Below are 25,092 nucleotides of genomic sequence, written 5' to 3'. Positions count from 1 at the left end.
TCACGCCGACGGAGGGAGGGGGGAGGGACGGAGGGGGGAGGGAGGGAGGGGGGAGGGAGGGAGGGGGTGGGGGACCCCCGGAACGGCGGCCGGGGGGGGCCCCCCCCCCCGGGGCCCCCCCCCCCCCGGCCCCGGGGGGGGGGGGGGGGGGGGCCGCCGGCGGGGGGGGGGGGGCGGGGGGGGGCGGGCCCGGCCCGCGGTGGGGGACCCCCGGAACGGCGGCCGGGCGGCCCCGCGACAGCGGGACCGCCCGGACACCGTGACCGGATCAGTTCTGCGCGGCGGCCCCGTCGGTGGCCGGGTCGACCGGGGCGGCGTCCAGGCCGGAGATCCAGCCGGTGACGTCGCGCGCCACGTCCTGCGCGGTCAGCCCCAGGTCGGCGAGGATCTGCGCGCGGGTGCCGTGCGGGTGCCAGTCGGCCGGTACGCCGAGGTCGCGGACCGGCACGCGGACGTCGGCGTCGCGCATCGCCTGGGCCAGCGCGGAGCCGACGCCGCCGACCCGGACGCCGTCCTCGACGGTGACCACGAGCCGGTGTCCGGCGGCCAGCTCGACCAGCTCGGCCGGGACCGGCCGGACCCAGCGCGGGTCGACCACGGTCACGCCGTAGCCCTGCTCGGCGACCCGGGACGCGACCTCCATGCCGAGGCCGGCGAACGAGCCGACCGCGACCAGCAGCACGTCGGTACGCGCCGACTCGGTCAGCACGTCGACCGGGCCGACCCGGCGCACGGCCGGCAGGTCGGCGGCGACGGTGCCGGTCGGGAAGCGCAGGATGGTCGGGCCGTCGTCGACGGCGATCGCCTCGCGCAGCTCCTCGCGCAGCGTGGCCGAGTCACGGGGCGCGGCGATCCGCAGGCCGGGCACCACGCCGAAGACCGACATGTCCCAGATGCCGTAGTGGCTGGGCCCGTCCGGGCCGGTGATGCCGGCCCGGTCCAGCACGAACGTGACCGGCAGCTTGTGCATCGCCACGTCCAGCAGGACCTGGTCGAACGCCCGGTTGAGGAACGTGGCGTAGACCGCGACCACCGGGTGCAGGCCGCCCATGGCCAGGCCGGCGGCGGACGTGGCGGCGTGCTGCTCGGCGATGCCGACGTCGTAGACCCGCTCCGGGTACTTGCGGGCCAGCGTGGCGATGCCGGTGGGCTCCGCCATGGCGGCGGTGATGCCGACCACGTCGGGGCGCTCGTCGGCGATGCTCACCAACTCGTTGGCGAAGACGTGGGTCCACTTCACCGACGGCGCGGCGACCAGTTGACCGGTCTCCGCGTCGAACGCGCCGGGGCCGTGCAGGCAGTCGGCCTCGTCGTCCTCGGCGGGACGGTAGCCGTAGCCCTTGCGGGTGGCCGCGTGCACGATCACCGGGCCGCCGAAGTTCTTCGCCGCGCGCAGCGCCGCCTCGACCGCCGGCACGTCGTGGCCATCGACCGGGCCGACGTACTTGATGCCGAGGTCCTCGAACATGGCCTGCGGGGCGACCGCGTCCTTGATGCCCTTCTTGACCGCGTGCAGCACCTCGTACATCGGCTTACCGACGAACGGCGTGTTGCCCAGCGCGTCCTTGACGGTGTCGAGCACCTTCTCGTAGCCGGGGTTGAGCCGCAGCGACGACAGGTGGTCGGCGAGGCCGCCGATGGTCGGCGAGTAGGACCGGCCGTTGTCGTTGACCACGATGATCAGCGGGTTGCCGGCGGTGGCGATGTTGTTGAGCGCCTCCCAGCACATGCCGCCGGTGAGCGCGCCGTCGCCGACCACGGCCACCACGGAGCGCTTCTCGCCGCGCAGCGCGTACGCCTTGGCCAGGCCGTCGGCGTACGACAGGGCGGTGGAGGCGTGCGAGTTCTCGATCAGGTCGTGCTCGCTCTCCGCCTGGCTGGGGTAGCCGGAGAGGCCACCGCGCTGGCGGAGCTTGTCGAAGCCCTCCTGCCGGCCGGTGAGGATCTTGTGCACGTAGGCCTGGTGGCCGGTGTCGAACAGGAGCCGGTCGCGCGGGGAGTCGAACACCCGGTGCATGGCCAGCGTCAGCTCGACGACGCCGAGGTTGGGGCCGATGTGCCCGCCGGTGCGGGAGACCTTGGCGATCAGAAAGTCACGGATCTCGGCGCCGAGGATGTCCAGCTGCTCGGCGGTCATCCGCTTCACGTCCTGCGGGCCACGGACGGCGTCCAGCAGCCGACCGTGGTTGGCCGTGCCCTCTTCAACACTCATGACCGGAGAGTCTATCGGTCGTGGCACAGTCCGCAGCCGAGCCGTGGCTCAGGACGCCACCGTCAGCCGACGGGGTGGCGTCGGGGTCGGCGCCCCGAACGGCGGGCCGGCCGGGGTCCAGGAGCCGAGCACCGCGGCCCGGGACGCGCCGGTCACCGACGGCACCGCGCCGGGCAGCCCGTGCCAGCTCAGCCAGCCCAGCAGCGCGAACGCGTACGCCTCCTTGGCCTGCGCCGGGACGCCCAGCTCGTCGGTGGTCCGCAGCCGCCAGCGGCCGGCGCCGAGCGCGGCCAGCCGGGCCCGGAGTGTGGGGTTACGCACTCCCCCACCGGCGGCCACCACCTCGGTGACGCGGTGGCTGTCGCACGCGTCGGCGACCGTGCGGGCGGTCAGCTCGGTGAGCGTGGCCAGCACGTCGTCGGCGGCCACCGGCTCGTCGAGCGCGGCCAGCGCGGCGTCGAGGTAGCCGCCGTGGAACAGCTCCTTCCCCGTCGACTTGGGCGGCGGCGCGGCGTAGTACGGCTCGGCGAGCAGCCGATCCAGCAGCGCGCCGTGCACCCGGCCGGCGGCGGCGCGCGCCCCGTCCACGTCGCAGGGGCGGTCCAGGAAACGCCGGGCGGCGGCGTCCAGCAGCGCGTTGGCCGGGCCCACGTCGTACCCGAGGACCGGCGCACCGGGCGCGACCACGGTGAGGTTCGCGATCCCCCCGAGGTTCAACGCCGCCCGGGGGCCGGCGGCGGCGTCGAGCAGCAACGCGTCGAACGCCGGAACCAGCGGCGCGCCCTGCCCGCCGGCCGCCACGTCCGCCGAGCGCAGGTCGTGCAGCACCGGTACGCCGACCCGCGCGGCGACCCGGGCCGGCGCGCCGAGCTGGAGCGTGCCGCGCGCCCGGCCGGCCTCGACCCAGTGGAAGACGGTCTGCCCGTGCGAGACGACCGCGTCGACGGCGCCGCCGGCCAGCTCGACGCCGACGGCAGCCGCCTCGGCGAACACGTCGCCGAGCCGGTTGTCGAGCCGGCAGACCGCCTCGATCGTGGTGGCCGCCGGCGGCAGCAGCGCCTCGATCCGCGCCCGCAGGTCGTCCGGGTACGCCAGCTCCCGGTGCCCGAGCGGCCGTAGCCGCAGCGTGTCCCCGTCGAGGGTGAACTCGCCGGCGGCCACGTCCACCCCGTCGTACGACGTCCCCGACATCAACCCGACGATCTTCATCGGGCCAGGCTAGTCACTGTGCCGGGGGCAGGAACAGGCCGACCAGCTCGACGTGCTGGGTCATCGGGAACAGGTCGAACCCGCGTAGCGCGGCCAGCCGCCAGCCCGCCTCGGCGAACGTGCGCACGTCCCGGGCGAAGGCGGCCGGGTCGCAGGCCACGTACGCCACCGCCCGCGGGTCGGCGGCCACCACGCCGTGGACCACCGCCGCGCCCGCGCCGGAGCGCGGCGGGTCGAGCACCACCAGGTCGACCGGGCCGGTGATCCGGCGGCGGGCCAGCGCGGTCTCCACCCGGGCCGCGACCACCTCCACGGCGGCCAGGTCGGCCAGGTTCGTCCGGGCCGCGGCCACCCCGTCCGGGGCGGACTCGACCACCGTCACCCGGGCCCCGTCGACCCGGCCGGCGAGCGCGGCGGCGAACAGCCCGGCCCCGCCGTACAGGTCCCAGGCGGTTTCGCCGGGGCGCGGGTCGAGCAGGTCCAGCACGGCGCCGACCAGGGCGTCCGCCGCGGCCGGGTGCACCTGCCAGAAGCCGGCGGCGGGCAGCGTGAACGACCGCCCGGCCGCCGTCTCCCGGACCCGCTCCGGCCCGCGCACCGCGGTGGCGACCCCGTCGGCGTACGCGAGCACGGCGACGTCCCCGCCGGTGCTGGCGACCGCCTCCACCGCGTCGGCGTCCGGCCAGCGCGCCCCGGTGGGCGGCAGCACCGGCAGCTCCCGGATCGCCGGATGGGCGATCAGGCAGCGGTCGATCGGCACCACCTCGTGCGAGCGGTGCTTGAGCAGCCCGGCCCGGTCGGCGGCGTCGACCGCGTAGCGGACCCGGGAGCGCCAGCCCAGCGGCCCGCCGGGCAGCGCCTCGACCCGGACGCCGAGCGCGTCCACCTGCGCGTCGGTGAGCCGGCCCAGCCGGGTGAGCTGCTCGCGCACCACGGCGAGCTTCCAGTCGAGCTGGGCGGCCGGGGCGACGTGCTGGAGGTCACAGCCGCCGCACCCGCCCGGCCGGGCGTATGGGCAGGGCGGGGTGACCCGGTCCGGCGAGGCGTCGAGGATCTGCACCGCGTCGGCGCGGGCGAAGCCCCGGTGCAGCTCGGTCACCTCGGCCACCACCTGCTCGCCGGGCAGCGCGTGCCGGACGAAGACCACCTGGCCGCCGACCCGGGCCACGCAGTGCCCGCCGGGGGCCACCGCGTCGACGGTCAGCTCGACCCGCTCGGCCTCCACCAGCCCGGGACGTTCCGGCGCGCTCACGGCATCCCCCTTGTTCGCGACTGCGGGGCTCGCAGGACCGGCTCACTCCTCGCGCTCACGGCATCCCCCTTGTTCGCGACTGCGGGGCTCGCCGGACCGGCTCACTCCTCGCGCTCACGAGCGCTCCCCCGGCTCACCGGCGGGCGTGGCGTCGACCGGCGGCACCGGCGGCGGCAGGGTGCTGCGCGGCGCGACCCGGGGACCGCGCGCCGGCCCGCGGCTGAGCGTGGCGTCCAGGCGGTCCAGGTTCTTGCTGGCGGTGGACGCGAGCTGCCAGGGCACGCTGGTCACCATCACGCCCGGTTCGAACAGCAGCCGGCCCTTGAGCCGCAGCGCGCTCTGGTTGTGCAGCAGGTTCTCCCACCAGCGGCCCACCACGTACTCCGGGATGAAGACGGTGACCACGTCGCGCGGCGACTCCCGGCGGACCGAGGCGACGAAGTTGAGGATCGGCCGGGTGATCTCCCGGTACGGGGAGTCGATCACGGTGAGCGGCACCGGCAGCTCCCGCCGTTCCCAGTCGGCCTGGAGGTCCCGGGTGTCCTTCTCGTCCACGTTGACGGTCACCGCGGTGAGCGTGTCCGGCCGGGTCGCCCGGGCGTACGCGACGGCCCGCAGCGTGGGCTGGTGCAGCTTGCTGACCAGCACGATGGCGTGGTTGCGGGCGGGCAGCACGGCCCGCTGCTCGGTCGGCTCCAACTCGGCGGCGACCCGGTCGTAGTGCCGGCGGATGCCCAGCATGACCACGTACATCACGGCCATCGCGACGATCGCGATCCAGGCGCCGAGCAGGAACTTGGTGACCAGCACGATGACCAGCACCACGCCGGTCATGGCCATGCCGAACGCGTTGATGGCCCGGGAGCGGATCATGCGCCGGCGGGCCTCCGGGTCGCGCTCGGTGCGCAGGTGCCGGTTCCAGTGCCGGATCATGCCGGCCTGGGAGAGCGTGAACGAGACGAACACGCCGACGATGTAGAGCTGGATGAGCCGGGTCACCTCGGCCTGGAAGCCGACGATCAGCACCACCGCGGAGACGGCGAGGAAGACGATGCCGTTGGAGAACGCCAGCCGGTCGCCCCGGGTGTGCAGCTGCCGGGGCAGGTAGCGGTCCTGCGCGAGGATCGAGCCGAGCACCGGGAAGCCGTTGAACGCGGTGTTCGCGGCCAGGAACAGGATCAGCGCGGTCATCCCGGCCACCACGTAGAGCAGCACCGAGCCGCCGCCGAACACGGTCTCGCCGAGCTGCACGGTGACCGTCTTCTGCACGTACCCGTCCGGACCGGAGACGATCTGGCTCGGGCTCTCGACGAACTGCAGGCCGGTCCGACGGGCCAGCAGAATGATGCCGACCAGCATGGTGACCGCGATGCCGCCGAGCAGCAGCAGCGTGGTGGCCGCGTTCTTCGACTTCGGCGACTTGAACGCCGGTACGCCGTTGGAGATCGCCTCCACGCCGGTGAGCGCCGCGCAGCCGGAGGAGAACGTGCGCAGCAGCAGGAAGATCAGCGCGAACCCGGTGACGCTGTGCTCGGCGTGGATCTCCAGGCCGGCGCTCGGCGCGCGCAGGTCGTCGCCGAGCACGAAGATCCGCACCGCGCCGGTCAGCAGCATGCCGCCGATGACGATGACGAAGCCGTAGGTGGGGATGGCGAACGCGGTGCCCGACTCGCGCAGGCCGCGCAGGTTGATCGCGGTCAGCAGCACCACCGCGCTGACCGCGATGAGCACCTTGTGGGTGGCCACGAACGGCACCACCGAGCCGAGGTTCGCCACCCCGGAGGAGACCGACACGGCGACCGTCAGCACGTAGTCGACGAGCAGCGCGCTGGCCACCGCGAGGCCGGCCCGCGGACCGAGGTTGACGGTGGCGACCTCGTAGTCGCCGCCCCCGGACGGGTAGGCGTGCACGTTCTGCCGGTAGCTCGCCACCACGGTGAGCATCACCACGACCACGGCGAGCGCGACCCACGGCGAGAAGAAGTACGCGGAGGCGCCCGCGATGGAGAGCGTCAGGAGGATCTCGTCCGGCGCGTACGCCACGGACGAGAGCGCGTCGGACGCGAAGACCGGCAGCGCGATGCGCTTCGGCAGCAGGGTGTGCTGGAGGCGGTCGGACCGGAACGGTCGACCGAGGAGGAGTCGCTTCAGCAGCGAGGTGGGGCTGGCCACAACCGACAAGCGTACGGCCCCTCGGCGCGGGACGGTGGGGTGGCTGATCACCACCGCGCGCACCCGCGCGGTACCGTCGGTGCCCCGCCGGGCGCGGGGACGTGGCAGGCTCGCAGACGACGGGTCGGCGGGCGGCACCGTGGGAGGAGCGGACACCGTGCATGTCGTGATCATGGGCTGCGGCCGGGTCGGGTCGACCCTGGCGCACAGCCTGGAGTCCCGGGGGCACTCGGTGGCGGTGATCGACCAGGACGCGGACGCGTTCCGCCGACTCGGGCCCGACTTCGCCGGCATCACGGTCACCGGCGCCGGCTTCGACGGCGAGGTGCTGCGCGAGGCCGGCATCGAGCGGGCCGACGCGTTCGCCGCGGTCTCCAGCGGCGACAACTCGAACATCATCTCGGCCCGGCTGGCCCGCGAGACGTTCGGCGTCTCCCGGGTGGCGGCCCGGATCTACGACCAGCGCCGCGCCCAGGTCTACGAGCGCCTCGGCATCCCGACCGTGGCGACCGTCCGGTGGACCGCCGACCGGATGCTGCGCCACCTGGTCCCCGAGGGGAACGTGGAGATCTTCCGCGACCTGACCAGCACCGTGTCGATCGTCGAGGTGCCGGTGCACAAGGACTGGATCGGCCGGCCGTTGCGGCAGCTCGAGGAGTCCGCCGGCGCCCGGGTCGCCTACCTGACCCGCTTCGGGATCGGCACGCTGCCCACCGCCTCCACCGTGGTGCAGGAGGGCGACCAGGTCTTCATGCTGGTGACCGACGACATCGTCGCCTCGGTCACCTCGGTGGCGGCGGCGCCGCCGGAAGGGGGGCACTGAGTCATGCGGATCGCCATCGCCGGCGCCGGCAACGTGGGCCGCTCGATCGCCCAGGAGCTGATCGACAACGGCCATCAGGTGATGCTGATCGAGCGGCAGCCGAAGATGCTGCGGCCCGACCGGGTGCCCACCGCCGACTGGGTGCTGGCCGACGCGTGCGAGCTGGCCAGCCTGGAGGAGGCCAACGTGGCCGGCTGCGACGTGGTGGTCGCGGCCACCGGCGACGACAAGGTCAACCTGGTGGTCTCGCTGCTGGCCAAGACCGAGTTCGCGGTGCCCCGGGTGGTGGCCCGGGTCAACCGGGCGGAGAACGAGTGGCTGTTCACCGAGCAGTGGGGCGTGGACGTCGCGGTCAGCAAGCCGCGGGTGATGGCCGCGCTGGTCGAGGAGGCGGTGACCGTCGGCGACCTGGTCCGGCTGATGACGTTCCGGCAGGGCGAGGCGAACCTGGTGGAGATCACCCTGCCGCCGACCGCGCCCTACGTGGGGCAGCCGATCCACGCGGTGCCGATCCCCCGGGACGCGGCGCTGGTGGCGATCCTGCGCGGCAAGCGGGTCCTGGTGCCCACCCCGGACGACCCGATCGAGGCCGGCGACGAGTTGGTGTTCGTGTGCACCGCCGAGGTGGAGGACGAGGTGCGCGCCGTGATCCTCGGGCCGGAGAGCACCGATCGGTTGCGCGAGCGTTCCTGAGCGGGCTCAGGCGCCGGGCAGCGGGGTGGCGCCGGCGCCCTCCCGGGTGACCCGGCGCACCACCCAGACGGTGATCAGCAGCAGCAGCGCGTACGGCGGGTAGCCCAGGGCGAGCCGGGCCACGCCGAGCGCGGTGTCCTGGTGAGCCAGGTAGAGCCCGGCCTGCACGCCGACCTTGGCCAACCAGACCACGCCCCAGAGCACGGTGAGCTGGGTGAACGTGCGCACCAGCTTGGGGTCGTCGCGCCACTCGGAGCGGCCCTTGGCGACCAGCACCGACCAGATCCAGCCGACCAGCGGCTGCCGGATCGCGGCGGAGAGCAGCAGCGCCAGGCCGTAGCCGATGCCGTAGAGGATGCCGGGCAGGTAGAAGTCCCGCTCGTTGCCGGTCCGCCAGGCGATGGCCGCGCCGATGCCGACGCCGAACAGCCCGTTGACCGCGTGTCGCACCGGCCGGCGCTGGACCAGCCGAAGCACGGCGATCAGCAGCGCCACCGCCACCGAGGCGATCACCGCGGGGCGCAGCTCGCCCACCACGTTGGCGATCACGAAGACCACCACCGGGATGCTCGACTCGACCAGGCCGCGCCAGCCGCCGAGCTGGTCGGCCATCTGCTCGGCGATGCTGGGCAGCCGCTCCTCGTCCTGCGGGTCGAGGCCCGACGGGGTGTGCTGCTGTCCGGTCGTCACTTCGGCGGCTCCAGCTCGTAGTACGGGTTGTAGATCACCTTGCGGTCGTCCCGCACGGCCACCCGGCCGTGGGCGGTGAGGTGCCGGCCCGGCTCGATCCCGGCGATGTGCCGCCGGCCCAGCCAGACCAGGGTGACCACGTCGTTGCCGTCGTAGAGGTCGGCCTCCAGCGTGGGCAGGTTGGTGCGCGGCGTGTAGACCACGGTGCGCAGCCGCCCGGCCACCGAGACCACCTGGCCACGGTTGCACTGGTGGGTGGGGGTGCCGCCGGATTCGGCGCTCTCCCGGCGCAGCTCCTGCGCCTCGATCTCGGCCTCGCTCGCGGTGAGCCGTTGCAGCAGCCGCCGCAGCGACACCCGGCCCTGGTCGGTCGTCATGACCTCCGCGTCACCTCTCCGCACCGGGGTCCCGCGGATGGCGGAACCGTCCCGCCAGCGTACGCCGGTCCGGCCGGCGGGCGGGACCGGCGGCACGCCGGGCGGACACGCCGCGGGCCCGGTCCCGCCGGCTCGGAGCCGACGGGACCGGGCCCGGCGCGTGCCTCAGACCTCCTGCGGACCGGCCGCCTGCTGCTCGGCGGCCTGCTGCTCGGCCACCTCGCGCGGCAGCCGCAGCGGCAGCGGCTCGCGGACCGGCTTGGCCTCCTGGCCGCGGTCCACCACCAGGCCGTCCAGGCAGGCCGCGAGCGGGCCACCGGCGGCCGGGTCGACGGCCGCCTGGCCCTGGAAGACGCCCCGCACCATCCAGCGCGGCCCGTCGATGCCGATGAACCGCAGGTCGGTCACGCCGTCCGGGGTGCGGACCTGGGCCCGCAGCTCGGTGCCGCGCTCCCCCTCGACCTCCTGGGCGGCGGCGCCGTCGTTCAGCAGCGAGGTGCGGATCTCCTCGCGCACCTCGTCCCAGATGCCCTCCGAACGGGGCGCGGCGAACACGCCGAGCTGCAACGCGTTCTGCCCGTGCACCAGCACCACCTGCTGGATCACGCCCTGCGGGTCGGCCTGCACCCGCACCTCCACGTCCGGCACCGCCGGGATCTGGAGGCTGCCCAGGTCGAGCCGGGGCGCGTCGGGCGCCTCGCTGACGTCGTAGGGGCCACGAGCCGGCGCCGCCGGGGTCTCCCCGGCGTCGAGGACCCCGTTGTCACGCGCGTGCCGCGCCTCGCCGGCCCGCTTCCGGGAGAAGATCACTGCGCCCACCCTCCGCTGTTCGCACTCACCCTGCCACCTCTTCGCTCTGCCCGCCGCCCGGAGCCGGAACCAGCCCGGCGTGCCCGCCGGTGGACCCGTGCCCGCCGGTCCCGCGCCGGGACCCGGGCAGCTCGGCCACCGGCCGGAACTCGGCACGGGCGACCCGCTGGACCACCAGCTGCGCGATCCGGTCGCCCCGGCTGATCCGCGCCGGCGTGTCCCGATCATGGTTGATCAGGTTGACCAGGATCTCACCCCGGTAGCCGGCGTCGACCGTACCGGGCGCGTTGAGCACCGTCACGCCGAGCCTGGCGGCCAGCCCCGACCGGGGGTGGACCAGCCCGACGTACCCCTCCGGCAGCGCCACCGCCACGCCGGTGGGCACCAACGCGCGCCCGCCGGGCGGCAGCTCCACGTCCGCGGCGGCCACCAGGTCCGCGCCGGCGTCGCCGGGATGGGCGTACGCCGGCAGCGGCAGCTCCGGGTCGAGCCGCCGTACGGGCACGGGTACGACATCTGTCACGGCCATCCTCTTCCGTCCGGTCCTCGGGGTGCCCCTGCCATCCTGCCGGTTGGCCGGCCCGCCACGCGCCGTACCCTCGCAGTGTGCGTCAGTCGTCATCCCCGGCCGCCCCGACGGCCACCCCCGCGCCGTACGCGGAGCGCCTGGGGCTGCCCTGGTGGGCCTGGCCCGCCGGGCTGGCCGTGGCCGGGCTGCTCGCCGCCGAGCTGTGGCTGGGCGCGACCGGCTTCCGGGCCTGGCTGCCGTTCGTGCTGCTGATCCCCGGCACGGTGGCCGCCCTGTGGTGGCTGGGCCGGATCCGGGTCGAGGTACGCGACGGCGAGCTGCGGGTCGACGACGCCCACCTCCCGGTGCGCCACGTGGCGGACGCGGTGCCGCTGGACGCGGCCGGCCGGCGCGAGGTGCTCGGCGTCGGCGCCGATCCGCTCGCGTTCGTGGTGCAGCGCCCCTGGATCGGCGGCGCCGTGCAGGTGGTGCTGGACGACCCGGCGGACCCCACCCCGTTCTGGGTGGTCAGCACCCGGCACCCGGTGGAGCTGGCGACCGCGCTGCTGGCCGCCCGCGACACCGCCTGACGCCTCCCCGGCCCCGGCCGTCAGTCCCGCTTGTGGGGCAGGCCGCGGGACGTGTGCCGGAGGTCCTTGCGGAGCTGCTCGCCGAGCGTGCGGGTGGCCCGCCGGTTGAGGTACCCGGCCACCGCGGCGCCGGTCAGGAACGGCCCGAGCGTGGTGAGGTTGCGGCCGAAGCGACGCAGCATGCTGTCCCGCAGCTCGCGGCGGGCGGCGGTGCCCAGCACGGCGCTCACCCCGACGCCGGGCATCATCGGGTTGATCCCCCGCTGGCCGGCCCAGGACTGCACCAGCGCCACGGCACGCGCGGTGCCGCCGGTGGGCAGCGGCATCCGGTGGACTTCGTGCAGTTCCCCGATGAGCTTCAACTCGATCGCCACCACGGCGACCGTCTCGGCGGCCAGCAGGACCGGGGCGGAGAGCAGGGTGGGCGTGACCGCCCACTCGACCGCGGCGACCCCGCCACCGGCCGCGCCGACCCCGGCGGTGGCCCGGGACGCGTTGCGGACCAGCCGGTCGGCGAGCGCGTCGTCGTCCAGGCCGGGGAAGTGCCGCCGCAGCGTGGCGAGATCCCGGATCGGCACGTGCGGCGCGACCTCGGCGACGGTCTCGGTCATCCAGCGCAGCGCGGCCTTGGGCTTGAACAGGTCGGTGAGACCGCGCGCCCGGGCCTGGCCGACCAGCCGCACCAGCAGTTGCCGGCGGCGGGCCGGGGCGATGTCGTCGGCGGTCAGGGCCGCGACCGTGGCGCCCAGCTCCTCGCCGGTCGGCGTCGCGGCCGAGTCGACGGTCTGCTCCGCACGCGGCGGAGCAGTGGTTGGGTCCGGGACGGACGGTGTCGGTCCCGTCTCCGGGACTCGCGTCCGGTCATCCCGATCGCTGCGCTCGCTCACCCGTCCGCCCTCCTGCTCCGCGCGGCCGGCAGCCGCCCGTACGAGTCAAGCAGCTTCCGGCCACCGGCGCACGGCGGCTCGAACAGCGGCGGCCCCGACGAGGAGGCCGCCGCCGGTGTCCCGGCTCGGGATCAGACGCACTCTCGGCAGATCAGGTCGCCGTTGCGCTCGACCGCGAGCTGGCTGCGGTGGTGGACCAGGAAGCAGCGCGCGCACCGGAACTCGTCCTGCTGCATCGGGAGCACCTTGACCGTGAGCTCCTCGTCGGCCAGGTCGGCGCCGGGCAGCTCGAAGCTCTCGGCCACTTCGGCCTCGTCGACGTCCACAGCGCCCGACTGTGAGTCGACCCGCCGGGCCTTGAGCTCCTCGAGGCTGTCCTCGCCGAGGTCGACCTCGTCGCGACGCGGGGCGTCGTAGTCGGTGGCCATCGGTTTCACTCTCCAATATCGATATGGTCGCTGCCGGTTGTAACGCCGGACGACGCCGTTTCGGTTCCCCTGGCCGGCCACCAACTGTGTCGGGCACCCGACCCGACGACCGGTGGGCCGGGTTCGCCGGAGCGGAACCCTCCGGCGAGCGCGGAACCTTACCCCCCCTTTGGGCGAGGCATGTATACCGCCCTCGCGGGAGAGATGTACGCCCCTGCGCCCGAAGTTGTTCCCAATGTGACTCAGGCGACACGAAGATAGGGGTAGTCCTACCCGTTCCCCCCGTGGCGCGCCGGCATGTCGGACTGTTTCCACGCGGGAGCCGGACAAGGGTTAACCTCAGCGGCGTACTCCGACGGTCGACAGACGCGGCCCGACCGCGCCGGCCGCCGCCACCCAATCACTGTCCGGGGAGCGCCCAGGATGAGTTTTGCGCGAGTGCGGGCACTCGTTGTCGTCGGACTGCTGGCGGTCATCGCCCTGGTCTTCGTGGTCATCGCCGTGGTCAAGGACAGTCAGGGCACGGCCGGCACCGCCGCCGACTGCCCCGCCGGCTGGCCGCTCGTCGACCTGCGACTGCGCGAGCAGAAGGACGTGAAGATCAACGTCTACAACGCCACCGACGAGTCCGGCCGGGCCGGCGGCGTGGCGGACGACTTCCGCAACCGCAAGTTCCAGGTCAAGAAGGTCGGCAACGAGTCGAAGGAGGTCGACGGCGTGGCGGTGCTGCGCTTCGGCCCCAAGGGCGTCGGCTCGGCCCACCTGCTCCGGGCCTACTTCCTCAACAACGCCGAGCGGGTGTTCCTGCCGGACCGCAAGGACGACACCGTCGACGTGGTCCTCGGCAACGGGTTCCAGCAGTTGGCCACCACCACCGAGGTGAACCAGTCGCTGGGTGACCTGGGCGCTCCCGAGGCGCCGCCCGAGACGTGCCCGATGCCGGTCGAGAAGTGACCCGTGGGCCGGTCCGCCGGCCCGACGACGACGCAGGGCGGTCTCCGCGGTCCGGGAGGCCGCCCTCGTCGCGTACCCGTGGGGTGGGTGACCTGTCGTCACGGCCCGCCGGCGGCGTCCAGGTCGGCGAGCCGGGCGTGCAGCGGGCCGTGCAGCGCGGGCGGCGCGGCGAGCGCCAGGTCCGGTCCGGCCGGCCGGCCGGACAGGCCGGTCACCAGCAGCCCGGCCTCCCGGGCGACCAGCCCGCCCGCGGCGAGGTCCCAGGCGGCCAGCCCCTTCTCGAAGTACGCGTCCACCCGTCCCTCGGCGGCCAGGCAGAGGTCGAGCGCGGCGGCACCCATCCGGCGGATGTCGCGCACGTGCGGGATCAGTTCGGCGACCACCCGCGCCTGGTGCGCGCGGCGGCCCGCGGCGTACCCGAAGCCGGTGGCGACCAGCGCCTGCCCGAGGTCGGCCTCGGCGGAGCAGCGCAGCCGCCGGCCGTCCCGCCAGGCGCCGCCGCCCGCGGTCGCGGTCCACTCCTCGCCGGTGAACACGTTGCGCACCACGCCGGCGACGACCTCGCCGGCCACCTCGGCGGCGAGCGAGACCGCGCAGTAGGGCAGCCCGTAGAGGTAGTTGACGGTGCCGTCGATCGGATCGACGATCCAGCGCACCCCGTCCCCCGCGTCCGGACCGGCCCCGGCCACGCCGTACTCCTCGCCCAGCACCGCGTCACCGGGCCGCCGGTCCCGCAGCGCGGCCAGCACCTGCCGCTCCACCGCCCGGTCGGCGGCGGTGACCACGTCGGTCGCGGTGCTCTTGGTCGCGGCCACCGAGACGCCCTCGGCGCGCATCCGGTGGGCGGTGGCGGCGGCGTCCCGGGCCACCTCGACGGCGATGGTGAGCAATTCCCGCGGCGTGGGCGCCGAGGCGATCATGTTCGTCCCCTTCCCGCGCGGCCCGGACCGGCCTGGCCGTGCGTGGGTATCATCCTTACAAAGTCCACATCTGCGTCGAATCGGCGGTCCCGGACCGCCGGTACGCCGTGCTGCGCAGGATGATCGCGGCAGACGGCGTTACAATTCACCCTGCCCACGCGCCACGGACCGCCAACGACCGGACGGACCGGGACACGGGGGTCCCTCAACGACTCGCCCGGCACGGCTCCGTGCTGCGCCGGACGACCCGGCCGTGCTCGCTCTTCGCCTCCGGAAGGTCATTCGTGACAGAACCCCGCCAGACCGGCGCCGACGTTCGCTCGCTCACCGACACCCTGATCGCCCACGCCCAGAGCGCCGGCGGTCAGCTCACGTCGGCCCAGCTCGCGCGCACCGTCGAGTCCGCCGAGGTGACCCCGGCCCAGGCCAAGAAGATCCTCCGCGCGCTCTCCGAGGCGGGCGTGACGGTCGTGGTGGACGGTTCCGCGAGCACCCGCCGCCGGGTCGCCGCGGCCCGGTCCGCCACCCCGGCCTCCCGGGCCACCACCGCCAAGACCACCAAGAAGGCGGCCGCACCCGCCCCCAAGCAGGCGCCGGCCGCCGAGGAGTCCCCCGCGCCGGCGCCCCGGAAGGCGACGGCCCGCAAGGCCGCCGGCACCACCGCCGAGGTGGCCGGCAAGGCCGCCGTCCCGGCCAAGGCCACCAAGACGACCCGGGCCACCAAGGCCACCGTGGCCGCCAAGACGGCCGCGGCGAAGCCGGCGAAGGCCGGCGAGGGCGCCGAGGGTGAGGTCGACCCGGAGGAGCTGGCCGCCGAGATCGAGGACGTGGTGGTCGAGGAGCCGGCCGAGCTGGCCCAGGCCGCCGAGACCGACGCCGCGAACTCCGCCACCGACAACGACTTCGAGTGGGACGACGAGGAGTCCGAGGCGCTCAAGCAGGCGCGTCGGGACGCCGAGCTGACCGCCTCCGCCGACTCGGTCCGGGCCTACCTCAAGCAGATCGGCAAGGTGCCGCTGCTCAACGCCGAGCAGGAGGTCGAGCTCGCCAAGCGGATCGAGGCCGGCCTCTACGCCGCCGAGCGGCTGCGCGCCGCCGACGAGGGCGAGGAGAAGCTGGTCCGCGATCTGCAACGCGACCTGATGTGGATCTCCCGGGACGGCGAGCGGGCCAAGAACCACCTGCTGGAGGCGAACCTCCGACTCGTGGTCTCGCTGGCCAAGCGCTACACCGGGCGCGGGATGGCCTTCCTCGACCTGATCCAGGAGGGCAACCTCGGCCTCATCCGGGCCGTCGAGAAGTTCGACTACACCAAGGGCTACAAGTTCTCCACGTACGCCACCTGGTGGATCCGGCAGGCCATCACCCGCGCGATGGCCGACCAGGCCCGCACCATCCGCATCCCGGTGCACATGGTCGAGGTGATCAACAAGCTCGGCCGGATCCAGCGCGAGCTGCTCCAGGATCTGGGCCGCGAGCCCACTCCGGAGGAGCTGGCGAAGGAGATGGACATCACACCGGAGAAGGTGCTGGAGATCCAGCAGTACGCTCGGGAGCCCATCTCGCTCGACCAGACCATCGGTGACGAGGGGGACAGCCAGCTCGGCGACTTCATCGAGGACTCCGAGGCCGTCGTGGCGGTCGACGCGGTGTCGTTCTCGCTGCTGCAGGACCAGCTCCAGCAGGTCCTCCAGACGTTGTCCGAGCGTGAGGCGGGCGTGGTGCGACTGCGCTTCGGCCTCACCGACGGCCAGCCGCGCACCCTGGACGAGATCGGCCAGGTGTACGGCGTGACCCGGGAGCGCATCCGGCAGATCGAGTCCAAGACCATGTCCAAGTTGCGGCACCCCTCGCGTTCCCAGGTGCTCCGCGACTACCTGGACTGACCGCGCACGTCAACCAGACGTGTCGGTTTGATCACCACCCGTAGAACACCGATCCTTGATCGGTCGGTTGCCTGTTTGTGATCGTTGACGTGGCACCCTTGGTGCACGGCACACTGTCTTCCACGCCAGGTGTGACCTCGGTCCCCCGCGGGCACACAGGGAAGGCAGGGCCCGAGATGGGTGTTGCAGGATAGGTGAGCAACGACCGACGAGTGTGTTCATCGGTGACGACCAGAGGAGGAAGGCGATGACCCCGACCCTCACGCCGCCGCCCGAGACGGTGAGCCCCCCGGCCGCCGATGAACGGTGCGACCGCTGTAATGCTGCCGGCAAGCTCCGGATCACCCTCTCGGGTGGTAGTGAGCTGGTGTTCTGTGGGCACCACGCGAACAAGTACGCGGAGGATCTCGTGAAGATCACCGTGCGGTACGCGACGGACCCGGAGTTCAGTTGGCGCGGCACCGATCTCATGGCGAACTGAGTCCGACAGACGACAAGTAACTCGACATAACCGGCCGGAGGCACCGCACGAGGTGCCTCCGGCCGGTTTCTGTCACAACGTCTGCACGGTGGCGATGCGCTCCTCGAGCTGCTCGATCGTCGCCTGGGCGCTGGGCGGGCCGCCGCAGAGCCGGCGCAGCTCGGCGTGGATCTTGCCGTGCGGCTGGCCGGTGCGATGGTGCCGGGCGGCCACCAGGGCGTTCAGTTGCCGCCGTAGCGCCACCCGACGCTGGGCCGCGCTCATCGGTGGGGGCGCCGCCGCCGGGGCCGCAGCGGCCGGCTCAGCGGCCCGCTGGGCCGCCCGGCGCTTCTGCGCGGCGAGCTGGTCGGCCTGCCGCTTGGTCAGCAGCAACGAGACCTGGTCGGCGGTGAGCAGGCCGGGGAGGCCGAGGTATTCCTCCTCCTCCGGCGTGCCGGCCTGGGCGGCGGTGCCGAACGACGCGCCGTCGAAGATCACCTGGTCCAGTTCGGCGGTGGCGGAGAGCGCCGCGAACCGCTTCTCCAGCTCGCCGCTGGCCCCGTCGTCGCGTTGGGCGCGCTCCAACAGGTCGTCGTCGAAGCCGTCGGAGTCCTTGGGCTTGCCGAGCACGTGGTCCCGCTCGATCTCCATCTCGCTGGCCAGCCCGAGCAGGTGCGGCACGCTGGGCAGGAAGACCGAGGCGGTCTCGCCCGGTCGGCGGGCCCGGACGAAACGGCCGATCGCCTGCGCGAAGTAGAGCGCGGTGCTGGCGCTCGTCGCGTACACGCCGACGGCCAGCCGGGGGATGTCCACGCCCTCGGACACCATCCGCACCGCGACCAGCCAGCGCTGCTCGGAGGCCGCGAACGTCGCGATCCGCGCGGACGCGCCCTGGTCGTCGGAGAGCACCACGGCGGCCCTCTCGCCGGTCACCTGCTCCAGCAGCTTGGCGTACGCGCGGGCGACCTGCTGGTCGGTGGCGATGACCAGGCCACCCGCGTCGGGCATGCCGTTGGCGCGCAGCGTGCTCAGTCGGGCGTCGGCGGCGCGCAGCACCTGCGGCATCCAGTCGCCGGCCGGGTCCAGCGCGGTCCGCCACGCCTGCGCGATCAGATCCTGCGTCATCGGCTCGCCCAGCCGGGCGGCCAGCTCGTCGCCGGCGTTGGTGCGCCACCGGGTCTCTCCGGAGTAGGCCAGGAACAGCACCGGCCGGACCACGCCGTCGCGCAGCGCGTCGGCGTAGCCGTAGACCGAGTCGGCGCGGGAGCGCAGCAGCCCGTCCCCGCCGCGTTCGTAGCTGATGAACGGGATCGGGTTGTCGTCGGAACGGAACGGCGTGCCGGTGAGCATCAGCCGGCGTACCGCAGGTTCGAACGCCGCCTTGACGCCGTCGCCCCAGGTGCGGGCGTCGCCGGCGTGGTGGATCTCGTCGAGGATGACGAGCGTCCGCCGGGTCATGGTGCGCCGCCGGTGCACCTGCGGCGCCATGCCGACCTGGGCGTACGTGACCACCGCGCCGTGGAAGTCGGCGGCGGAGTGCAGGTCGGCGTTGCGGAACGCGGCGTCGAGCTGGATGCCGACCCGGGCCGCGGCCTGCGCCCACTGGGTCTTCAGGTGCTCCGTCGGCGCGACCACGGTGACCGCCTCGACGGTGCCGTCGGCGAGCAGCTCGGCGGCGATCCGCAGGGCGAAGGTGGTCTTTCCGGCGCCGGGGGTGGCGACCGCGGTGAAGTCCTCGGCCCGGCGGCGCAGGTATTCCACCATCGCCTTGCGTTGCCAGGAACGCAGTGGTGGGAACGTGTCGAGCGCCGGCAACCGCGGTGGCACGGGTAGCTCCTCTCCGCCGCGGACGGCGACGGGCCCGACCGGGGCCACGGGGGCCGCCGCCCATGAAAACGCCCTCGCGCATCCGTGCCGCGAAGGCTGACTCAGCATAACCAGCGGGCCCGGGTCGCCCCACCCGACGCCACGCTGGTCACCTCCGCCCACCCGGGCGGGACGGCTCAGGGCAGTGGTCCCCGGGCGCCGGTACGCGGCGGACGCACCGTCGGCACCGGGGCGGACCAGCGCCGGCGCAGCGAGATCAGCCGCAGCCCGAAGACGAAGACCGCGGCGCCGGTCAGCGGCCCGGTGGTGGCCTGCCCGTACGTCGACAGCACCGTCACCGCGATCGAGCCGGCGAGCGCGGCCACCGCGTAGATCTCCCGGCGCAGCACCACGGGGATCTCGCCGGTGAGCAGGTCGCGGCCCAGCCCGCCGCCGATCGCGGTGAGCATGCCGATCATGCAGGCGCCGACGGCCGGCACGTGCGCGTCGAGCGCCTTGAGCGTGCCGGTGACCGTGAACAGGGCCAGCCCGGCGGCGTCCAGCACCAGCACGGTGGTGCGCAGCCGGGCGAGCTGCGGGTGCAGCCGGAACACGGCGGCGGCGGTGACGGCCGCGGTGACCGCGTACCGCCAGTCGGCGAACGCCAGCGGGGGCACCTCGTCGATGACCAGGTCACGGAAGATGCCGCCGCCGAGGGCGGCGACCACACCGACGAAGACCACCCCGAACAGGTCGAGCCGTTTGGCCACCGCGGCGGAGGCGCCGGAGGCGGCGAAGACCGCCACGCCGGTGAGGTCGGCGAGGAGCAGGGCGGTGGAGGTGGTCACCGGCGCAGGTTACGGGGGCGGGCGGCGGAGCCGCCCGCGATCACTCGCCCCAGGACTCGTAGATCTCCTTGCACTTCGGGCAGACCGGTGAACCGGGCTTGGCGGCCTTGGTCACCGGGAAGGTCTCCCCGCACAGCGCGATGACGTACGTGCCCATGACCGCGCTCTCGGCGATCTTGTCCTTGCGCACGTAGTGGAACATCTCGGGGCCGGTGTCGGCCTCCTTCTGCTCCGGGCGCTCCAGAATCTCAGTGCTCACGTCCCCACCTCCGGCTTCCCAGTTTTGCAGGCCGGCCGGGTCGGGTCCACCACGGCCCTCCGGCGGGCGGCCCGTAACGTAACGGAAGTGACCAACTTTCGCATCAGTCTCGGTGGTGACGTGGCCGACGCCCTGCGCGCCGGGCGGCCGGTCGTGGCGTTGGAGAGCACCATCGTGTCGCACGGTCTCCCCCGGCCGGACAACCTGCGCGTGGCGCGGCAGATCGAGCAGGCGGTCCGGGACGCGGGCGCGGTCCCGGCCACCATCGGCATGGTCGGCGGCGAGCTGCGGGTCGGGCTCGACGACGCCCAGCTCACCCGGCTCGCCACGGTCGACGGCGTGAGCAAGCTCTCGGTCCGCGATCTGGCGCCGGCGGCGGCGACCGGCGCGGACGGCGCCACCACGGTGGCGGCCACCAGCGCGGTGGCGGCGGCGGCCGGGATCGGGGTGTTCGCCACCGGCGGGCTGGGCGGGGTGCACCGGGAGGCGGCGCACACGTTCGACGAGTCGGCGGACCTGGTCACGTTGGCCCGCACGCCGATCGCGGTGGTCTGCGCCGGCGTGAAGTCGATCCTGGACGTGGGCGCCACGCTGGAGCGGCTGGAGACGCTGGGGGTGGGCGTGGTGGGCTACCGCACCCGCCGGTTCCCCGGCTTCTACCTCACCGACGCCGGCTTCGACCTGGACTGGTCGGTGGACTCGCCGGAACGGGTGGCCGACGTGCTGGCCGCCCGCGCCGAACAGGGGGTGCACACCGGCGGGTTGATCGTGGCCAACCCGCTGCCGGCCGACGAGCAACTCGACCCGGCCCTGCACGACCGCACGCTCGCCGACGGGTTGGCGGCACTGGCCCGGGAGGGGGTCACCGGCAAGGCGGTGACCCCGTTCCTGCTGGCCCACTTCCACGCCGCCACCGAGGGCGCCAGCCTGGCGGTGAACGTCCGGATCATCCTGCGCAACGCCGACCTGGCGGCGCGCATCGCGGTCGCCGCGGCGACCCGACCCGCCGCCGGCCCGGCATGAGCGAACGCACCGAGCGCAGCGAGGGCCGTGAGCACATGCCCAGCCAGCACCGCATGAGCGAACGCACCGAGCGCAGCGAGGGCCGTGAGCACATGCCCAGCCAGCACCGCATGAGCGAACGCACCGAGCGCAGCGAGGGCCGTGAGCGCAGCGAGGGCATGTCCGGTCGGCCCGGCGCGAGCGGAGTGCCCCGCATCGCCGTCGTCGGCGACGTGATCACGGACGTGGTCGCGATGCTGTCCGGGCCGCTCGCGACCGGCTCGGACACCGCGGCCGGGATCCGGTTCAGCGGCGGTGGGCAGGCGGCCAACACCGCGGCCTGGCTCGCCGGCCAGGGCGCCGCCGTGACGCTGGTGGCCGCCGTGGGCGACGACGAGACCGGCCGGGACCGGGTCGCCGAGCTGACCCGGATCGGGGTGGACTGCACGGTCGAGCGGCACGAGGGCTACCCGACCGGCACGGTGATCGTGCTCACCCACGGCGGGGAACGCACCATGGTCAGTCAGCGCGGCGCGAACCTGCGACTGACCGCGCGGCACGTCGAGGCCGCCCTGGCAACGGCGCCCGACGTCGGGCACCTGCACCTGTCCGCGTACACCCTGTTGGACGTCGGGTCGCGCGGCGCCGGCCTGCGCGCGTTGGCCGTCGCCCGCGAGCGCGGGCTGACCGTGAGCGTCGACGCGGCCTCCGCGGCGCCGCTGCGGCGCGTCGGCGGGTCGTTCCTGACCTGGGTACGCGACGTCGACCTGCTGCTTGTCAACACGGACGAGGCGACCGTGCTGGCCGGTGGCCTGGATCCGGCGGCGCAGGGCCGGGCGCTGACCTCGGTGGCGCACCGGGTGGTGGTGAAGCGCGGCGCGGCCGGGGCGGTCTGGGTGGAGCGCGGCGGCCGGGTGGAGACCGCCCCGGCGCCCGGGGTGGCCGTGGTGGACGTCACCGGCGCCGGGGACGCGTTCGCGGCCGGCCTGCTCACCGCCTGGCTGGCCGGGGCGGACCCCCGGGCGGCGCTGGCCCGGGCCGGCGACCTCGGCGCCCTGGCCGTGACCACGGTCGGCGCCCGGCCGGGCGCGTGACGGGCGGCCGAGCGCGTGACGGGCTGACGGGCGCGTGACGGGCTGACGGGCGCGTGACGGGCTGACGGGCGCTTGACGGGCGCATTACGGACGGACGCTCAGGCGGCAGGCGAGCGGCGGCTGGGCCGGCGCGCGGTGATCGGGTTCCGGGCTCGGCGTGTCGGGCCCGGAACCGGGTGTGCCTGACGGACGATATGCCTCCTGGTCATATTTATGCCTGAGAGGTATATCGGTCCGTCGGCGAACTCTCCGGTCCGGCGTCACGGAGCGTGGTGACGACCGGTCAGGGCTCGGCGTCGATGACCTTGTGCGGGCGTTCCTCCGCGGCGAGCGCCATCGGCGGGGTCTCGTCGCGGCCCCGGGGCTGGAAACGGTTGGCCAGCCGGTGTTCCTCCTTGGGCGGGCGGTCGTTCGCCAGCAGCACCGCCAGCCACGGGATGAGCACCATGCCGAGCGCGCACAGCGGCAGCCACAGCCAGAGCAGCGGGGCCTTGACGCCGACCAGGACGGCGCCCACGACGATGCAGGCGACCCGGATGCCCATCATCAGCACGTAGCGTTTCTGCCGGCTGCTGAGCTGGTCGTCCTGGCTGCGCCGGGCGTCGGTGATCAGGATCGGCTGGTAGGCCTGACGCTTCACCACGGACCTCCTACGAGGGGATACCGCCCATCCTGTCACTCGGGGCAGGTGATCGGCGACAATCCGGTGACGTGTTACGTGCGTGGTACGCTCCGCTCGTGGCCAACCGGTTCAGCTTCACCGACGAGGCGCTGGCGAACCTGCGGGTCTACGACGTCACACCCGGGGAAGTCTGGGAGGCCCTGCACAGCAACCGCCGGGTCATCCGGCACCTGGGCGACGACGTGATGGTGGTCTACGCCACCGACCACCGCGGCCGGCGCCTCGCCGTGCTGCTGGCCGAGGCAGACGGCACCGACAACGACTGGGACATCCTTTCCGCCCGCGAGCTGAGCGACGTCGAGGCCAAGCGCTACGACGAGGCGGTGCGGAGGGCACGCCGACGAGGAGGCGGTCACCATGCACCGTGACGAGGCGACCAAGCGGTTCCACGCTGGCGGCGACGCGTTCGCCGACCTGATCGACGAGACGTCGCCGGCGCAACTGCCCACCCCCGACACCGACGTGCCGATGGTCAGCCGGTCGGTACGCCTGCCGCTGGAGACGTACGACCGGGTCCGGGCCGCCGCCGACGCCCGTGGCATCGGGGTGACCACGCTGATGCGGCAGTGGATCGAGGCGGGCCTGGCCGACCTGGACGACTCGGCCACGGTCTCGCTGGCCGACGTCCGCCGCGCGCTGGCCTCGCTGTCCCGCCCGACCGCCGCCTGAGCCCGCACGCGTCAGCCCGGTTCGCGACCGCGGGGCGCGCGGGCCCGGTTCACGCCTCGGGGCCGGCCTTGCCGAGCGCCTCCCGCCCGACCGGCGACGCCGACGACTCCGGCGGCCCACCCCGGGCGCGCCACATGTCGGCGAGCGCGACAAGCGCCAGCATGCCGGTCACCACGGCGAGCGCCAGCAGGACCGGCCCGGCCGTCAGCACCGGCGCGAGCAGCAGCAGGCCCGCCAGCCCGGCCAGCCTGGAGCGGGACACCCGGCCGAAGATCTCGTACTCGAAGCGGGACCGGGCGGCCAGGAACAGCGCCGGGCCGCCCACCACGAAGACCAGCCAGCGGGCATCCGCCGCGTCGTACGGATGGGCGATGACCAGTTCGTAGCCGACCGCCGAGACGAGCACCCCGAGCACCATGAAAAGGTGGGTCTGGGCGGCCGACTCAGCCAGCCGCCCGGGCGTGCCGGCCAGCCGCAACGCCTCCGCGAGCAGGTGCCCGGCCCGGTGGAAGTAGATCCGCCAGAGCAACGCGGTGACCAGGAACGCCAGCGCGAACGCGGCGGCCGACCGCCCGGAGAACTGCTCCCCGCTGTAGGACACGCCGATCACCAGGATCGACTCGCCGAGCGCGATGAGGAAGATCTGCTGGTAGCGCTCGGCCAGGTGCTCGCCGGCGACCAGCCAGCTCCGGATGCGGGACGGACCGAGCCGGGGCAGCGGCCACCCCAGGAACGCGCCCAGGTAGTCCACCGCCAGCGCGACCGCCCACAGCGGCAGGCGCAGGTCGGGCACCAGCGCGCCGGCCAGCCAGAGCGGGGTGGTCGCCACGGCCCAGCCGACCAGCCGCACCGGCACCATTCGCCGCGGATGCCCGCGCAGCGCCACCAACAGCACCAGCGGACGCGCGACCATCATCACCACGTACGCGAGCGCGAACGCCAACGCCCGCTCCTCCAGCGCGCGGGGGAGCGTCACCCCGAGCACCAGACTGCCGAACATCACACCGACCACGACTACCTGGATGACCACCCGCTCCGGCTCGTACCGGCTGGTCACCCAGGTGGTGATGGTCCAGACGTGCCAGAGCACCAGAAAGAGCAGCAGCGTCCGGCCGACACCGGCCGCCATGTGTTCGCTGTCGACGTCGGCCACCAGCCGCTGCGACACCCGGGTCAGCGCGAACACGAACACCAGGTCGAAGAAGAGTTCCAGGAAGGTCGCCCGTCCAGGGCTGGACACGGTGCGCAGCAGCCCTCCGCCCCGCTGCTCGCTCACGCGTCAGCCCTTCGCGGCCTTCGCCTCCGCCTTCATCCGCTGCTTGAACTCGCGCACCCGGCCCAGCGACTCCGGGTCGGTCACGTCGGCGACCGACCGGTACGCCTCCGCCTCCCCGTAGGCGCCGGCCGCCTCGCGCCAGCCCGCCGGGGCGACCCCGAACCGCTTGCCGAGCAGCGCCACGAAGATCTGCGCCTTCTGCCGGCCGAAGCCGGGCAGCTCGCCGACCCGGCGCAACAGCTCCGCGCCGTCGGCCGCCTCCGACCAGAGCCGCGCCGGGTCGCCGTCGTAGCGCTCGACGAGCGCCCGGCAGACCTCCTGCACCCGGGCCGCCATCGCCTTCGGGAACCGGTGCAGCGCCGGCGGCCGGGCGAACAGCGCCACCAACGCGTCGGGGTCGTACCCGGCCAGTTCCCGGGCGTCCGGCTCGTGGCCGAGCCGCTGCGCCAGCACGTACGGCGAGGAGAACGCCTTCTCCATCGGCACCTGCTGGTCCAGCACCATCCCGAGCAGCAGGGCCAGCGGGTCGCGCCGCAACATCTCGTTGGCCTGCGGGTCGATGGGTAGGGAGAGCGTCATGTCCCC

Annotated in this window: 27 protein-coding genes; 10 read left to right on the top strand and 17 right to left on the bottom strand. The window is 74.0% G+C overall.

Annotation, left to right across the window (positions count from 1 at the left end; translation table 11 throughout):
- Positions 1–268 precede the first annotated feature (268 nt).
- From dxs to ACIA6B_RS22835, 4 genes are all read right to left on the bottom strand, one after another.
- A complete protein-coding gene (gene dxs, locus ACIA6B_RS22850; RefSeq protein ID WP_396776107.1) occupies positions 269–2,212 on the bottom strand; it encodes a 1-deoxy-D-xylulose-5-phosphate synthase in 1,944 nt (647 codons plus the stop codon).
- A gap of 48 nt (positions 2,213–2,260) precedes the next feature.
- On the bottom strand, positions 2,261–3,421 hold the full coding sequence (locus tag ACIA6B_RS22845) for an anhydro-N-acetylmuramic acid kinase (protein WP_396776105.1): 1,161 nt from the start codon (positions 3,419–3,421) through the stop codon (positions 2,261–2,263).
- Positions 3,422–3,434: 13 nt separating this feature from the next.
- Positions 3,435–4,673, bottom strand: a complete 1,239-nt coding sequence (locus ACIA6B_RS22840; protein WP_396776104.1) for a class I SAM-dependent RNA methyltransferase — start codon at positions 4,671–4,673, stop codon at positions 3,435–3,437.
- 114 nt (positions 4,674–4,787) lie between these two features.
- Positions 4,788–6,845, bottom strand: a complete 2,058-nt coding sequence (locus ACIA6B_RS22835) for an APC family permease (protein ID WP_396776102.1) — start codon at positions 6,843–6,845, stop codon at positions 4,788–4,790.
- A 157-nt stretch (positions 6,846–7,002) separates the two neighbouring features.
- Between ACIA6B_RS22835 and ACIA6B_RS22830 the strand changes: the two genes are divergently transcribed.
- Positions 7,003–7,668 carry a TrkA family potassium uptake protein gene (locus tag ACIA6B_RS22830; protein ID WP_107159279.1) on the top strand — a complete coding sequence of 222 codons (666 nt, stop codon included), beginning with the start codon at positions 7,003–7,005 and terminating at the stop codon, positions 7,666–7,668.
- Between the two features lie 3 nt (positions 7,669–7,671).
- A complete protein-coding gene (locus ACIA6B_RS22825; RefSeq protein WP_396776100.1) occupies positions 7,672–8,361 on the top strand; it encodes a potassium channel family protein in 690 nt (229 codons plus the stop codon).
- 6 nt (positions 8,362–8,367) lie between these two features.
- Here the strand turns inward: ACIA6B_RS22825 and ACIA6B_RS22820 are convergent, their stop codons facing one another.
- The 4 genes from ACIA6B_RS22820 to dut all read right to left on the bottom strand — a co-directional run bounded on the left by ACIA6B_RS22820 (position 8,368) and on the right by dut (position 10,761).
- Positions 8,368–9,051 carry a DUF3159 domain-containing protein gene (locus ACIA6B_RS22820; RefSeq protein ID WP_396776099.1) on the bottom strand — a complete coding sequence of 228 codons (684 nt, stop codon included), beginning with the start codon at positions 9,049–9,051 and terminating at the stop codon, positions 8,368–8,370.
- The gene (locus ACIA6B_RS22815) at positions 9,048–9,428 is read right to left on the bottom strand and encodes an OB-fold nucleic acid binding domain-containing protein (RefSeq protein ID WP_396776097.1); all 381 of its coding nucleotides are present in this window, start codon (positions 9,426–9,428) and stop codon (positions 9,048–9,050) included. The genes ACIA6B_RS22820 and ACIA6B_RS22815 overlap by 4 nt, the downstream gene beginning before the upstream one ends.
- 165 nt (positions 9,429–9,593) lie before the next feature.
- A complete protein-coding gene (locus ACIA6B_RS22810; protein WP_396776095.1) occupies positions 9,594–10,238 on the bottom strand; it encodes a DUF3710 domain-containing protein in 645 nt (214 codons plus the stop codon).
- Between the two features lie 25 nt (positions 10,239–10,263).
- A complete protein-coding gene (gene dut, locus ACIA6B_RS22805) occupies positions 10,264–10,761 on the bottom strand; it encodes a dUTP diphosphatase (RefSeq protein ID WP_199199859.1) in 498 nt (165 codons plus the stop codon).
- Positions 10,762–10,844: 83 nt separating this feature from the next.
- Between dut and ACIA6B_RS22800 the strand changes: the two genes are divergently transcribed.
- Positions 10,845–11,336 carry a DUF3093 domain-containing protein gene (locus tag ACIA6B_RS22800; RefSeq protein ID WP_396776093.1) on the top strand — a complete coding sequence of 164 codons (492 nt, stop codon included), beginning with the start codon at positions 10,845–10,847 and terminating at the stop codon, positions 11,334–11,336.
- A gap of 20 nt (positions 11,337–11,356) precedes the next feature.
- Here the strand turns inward: ACIA6B_RS22800 and ACIA6B_RS22795 are convergent, their stop codons facing one another.
- Both ACIA6B_RS22795 and ACIA6B_RS22790 read right to left on the bottom strand, forming a co-directional pair.
- Positions 11,357–12,085, bottom strand: coding sequence for a hypothetical protein (locus ACIA6B_RS22795; protein ID WP_396776244.1), 729 nt, complete (start codon positions 12,083–12,085; stop codon positions 11,357–11,359).
- Positions 12,086–12,354: 269 nt separating this feature from the next.
- Entirely contained in the window at positions 12,355–12,651 is a 297-nt protein-coding gene (locus tag ACIA6B_RS22790; RefSeq protein ID WP_013284790.1) for a DUF4193 domain-containing protein, read from the bottom strand.
- A gap of 438 nt (positions 12,652–13,089) precedes the next feature.
- On the opposite strand from ACIA6B_RS22790, the gene ACIA6B_RS22785 reads away from it, so the two are divergent.
- On the top strand, positions 13,090–13,605 hold the full coding sequence (locus ACIA6B_RS22785) for a LytR C-terminal domain-containing protein (protein ID WP_396776243.1): 516 nt from the start codon (positions 13,090–13,092) through the stop codon (positions 13,603–13,605).
- A 98-nt stretch (positions 13,606–13,703) separates the two neighbouring features.
- On the opposite strand, the gene ACIA6B_RS22780 is transcribed toward ACIA6B_RS22785, so the two are convergent.
- On the bottom strand, positions 13,704–14,525 hold the full coding sequence (locus ACIA6B_RS22780) for an inositol monophosphatase family protein (RefSeq protein ID WP_396776091.1): 822 nt from the start codon (positions 14,523–14,525) through the stop codon (positions 13,704–13,706).
- 284 nt (positions 14,526–14,809) lie between these two features.
- Between ACIA6B_RS22780 and ACIA6B_RS22775 the strand changes: the two genes are divergently transcribed.
- The gene (locus tag ACIA6B_RS22775; RefSeq protein WP_396776089.1) at positions 14,810–16,411 is read left to right on the top strand and encodes an RNA polymerase sigma factor; all 1,602 of its coding nucleotides are present in this window, start codon (positions 14,810–14,812) and stop codon (positions 16,409–16,411) included.
- A 247-nt stretch (positions 16,412–16,658) separates the two neighbouring features.
- Positions 16,659–16,892, top strand: a complete 234-nt coding sequence (locus tag ACIA6B_RS22770; protein ID WP_091070720.1) for a hypothetical protein — start codon at positions 16,659–16,661, stop codon at positions 16,890–16,892.
- A gap of 72 nt (positions 16,893–16,964) precedes the next feature.
- Here ACIA6B_RS22770 and ACIA6B_RS22765 read toward each other — a convergent pair whose 3' ends face one another.
- The 3 genes from ACIA6B_RS22765 to ACIA6B_RS22755 form a co-directional block, all read right to left on the bottom strand.
- Positions 16,965–18,698, bottom strand: coding sequence for a DEAD/DEAH box helicase (locus tag ACIA6B_RS22765; RefSeq protein WP_396776088.1), 1,734 nt, complete (start codon positions 18,696–18,698; stop codon positions 16,965–16,967).
- Positions 18,699–18,874: 176 nt separating this feature from the next.
- The gene (locus ACIA6B_RS22760; protein ID WP_396776086.1) at positions 18,875–19,525 is read right to left on the bottom strand and encodes a trimeric intracellular cation channel family protein; all 651 of its coding nucleotides are present in this window, start codon (positions 19,523–19,525) and stop codon (positions 18,875–18,877) included.
- A 40-nt stretch (positions 19,526–19,565) separates the two neighbouring features.
- Positions 19,566–19,784, bottom strand: coding sequence for a DUF3039 domain-containing protein (locus tag ACIA6B_RS22755; protein WP_107159174.1), 219 nt, complete (start codon positions 19,782–19,784; stop codon positions 19,566–19,568).
- A gap of 87 nt (positions 19,785–19,871) precedes the next feature.
- On the opposite strand from ACIA6B_RS22755, the gene ACIA6B_RS22750 reads away from it, so the two are divergent.
- Both ACIA6B_RS22750 and ACIA6B_RS22745 read left to right on the top strand, forming a co-directional pair.
- On the top strand, positions 19,872–20,807 hold the full coding sequence (locus ACIA6B_RS22750) for a pseudouridine-5'-phosphate glycosidase (protein WP_396776083.1): 936 nt from the start codon (positions 19,872–19,874) through the stop codon (positions 20,805–20,807).
- A gap of 158 nt (positions 20,808–20,965) precedes the next feature.
- Positions 20,966–21,880: a carbohydrate kinase family protein gene (locus ACIA6B_RS22745; protein ID WP_396776240.1), complete on the top strand. Its 915-nt coding sequence runs from the start codon at positions 20,966–20,968 to the stop codon at positions 21,878–21,880.
- A 283-nt stretch (positions 21,881–22,163) separates the two neighbouring features.
- Here ACIA6B_RS22745 and ACIA6B_RS22740 read toward each other — a convergent pair whose 3' ends face one another.
- Positions 22,164–22,520 carry a DUF3099 domain-containing protein gene (locus ACIA6B_RS22740; RefSeq protein WP_281935345.1) on the bottom strand — a complete coding sequence of 119 codons (357 nt, stop codon included), beginning with the start codon at positions 22,518–22,520 and terminating at the stop codon, positions 22,164–22,166.
- A gap of 98 nt (positions 22,521–22,618) precedes the next feature.
- On the opposite strand from ACIA6B_RS22740, the gene ACIA6B_RS22735 reads away from it, so the two are divergent.
- Positions 22,619–22,930 (top strand): hypothetical protein, encoded by a 312-nt coding sequence (locus ACIA6B_RS22735; protein WP_233219766.1) that lies wholly within the window; start codon positions 22,619–22,621, stop codon positions 22,928–22,930.
- Complete coding sequence (locus ACIA6B_RS22730; RefSeq protein WP_396776081.1) at positions 22,920–23,231, top strand: hypothetical protein; 312 nt, start codon at positions 22,920–22,922, stop codon at positions 23,229–23,231. The genes ACIA6B_RS22735 and ACIA6B_RS22730 overlap by 11 nt, the downstream gene beginning before the upstream one ends.
- A gap of 49 nt (positions 23,232–23,280) precedes the next feature.
- Here the strand turns inward: ACIA6B_RS22730 and ACIA6B_RS22725 are convergent, their stop codons facing one another.
- Both ACIA6B_RS22725 and ACIA6B_RS22720 read right to left on the bottom strand, forming a co-directional pair.
- Positions 23,281–24,507: a low temperature requirement protein A gene (locus ACIA6B_RS22725; protein WP_396776080.1), complete on the bottom strand. Its 1,227-nt coding sequence runs from the start codon at positions 24,505–24,507 to the stop codon at positions 23,281–23,283.
- 3 nt (positions 24,508–24,510) lie between these two features.
- On the bottom strand, positions 24,511–25,086 hold the full coding sequence (locus ACIA6B_RS22720) for an HhH-GPD-type base excision DNA repair protein (RefSeq protein WP_396776078.1): 576 nt from the start codon (positions 25,084–25,086) through the stop codon (positions 24,511–24,513).
- Positions 25,087–25,092 lie beyond the last annotated feature (6 nt).

Source organism: Micromonospora sp. NPDC051141, assembly GCF_044455765.1.
Taxonomy (GTDB): domain Bacteria; phylum Actinomycetota; class Actinomycetes; order Mycobacteriales; family Micromonosporaceae; genus Micromonospora.
This window is presented reverse-complemented; position numbering and strand designations above follow the sequence as displayed.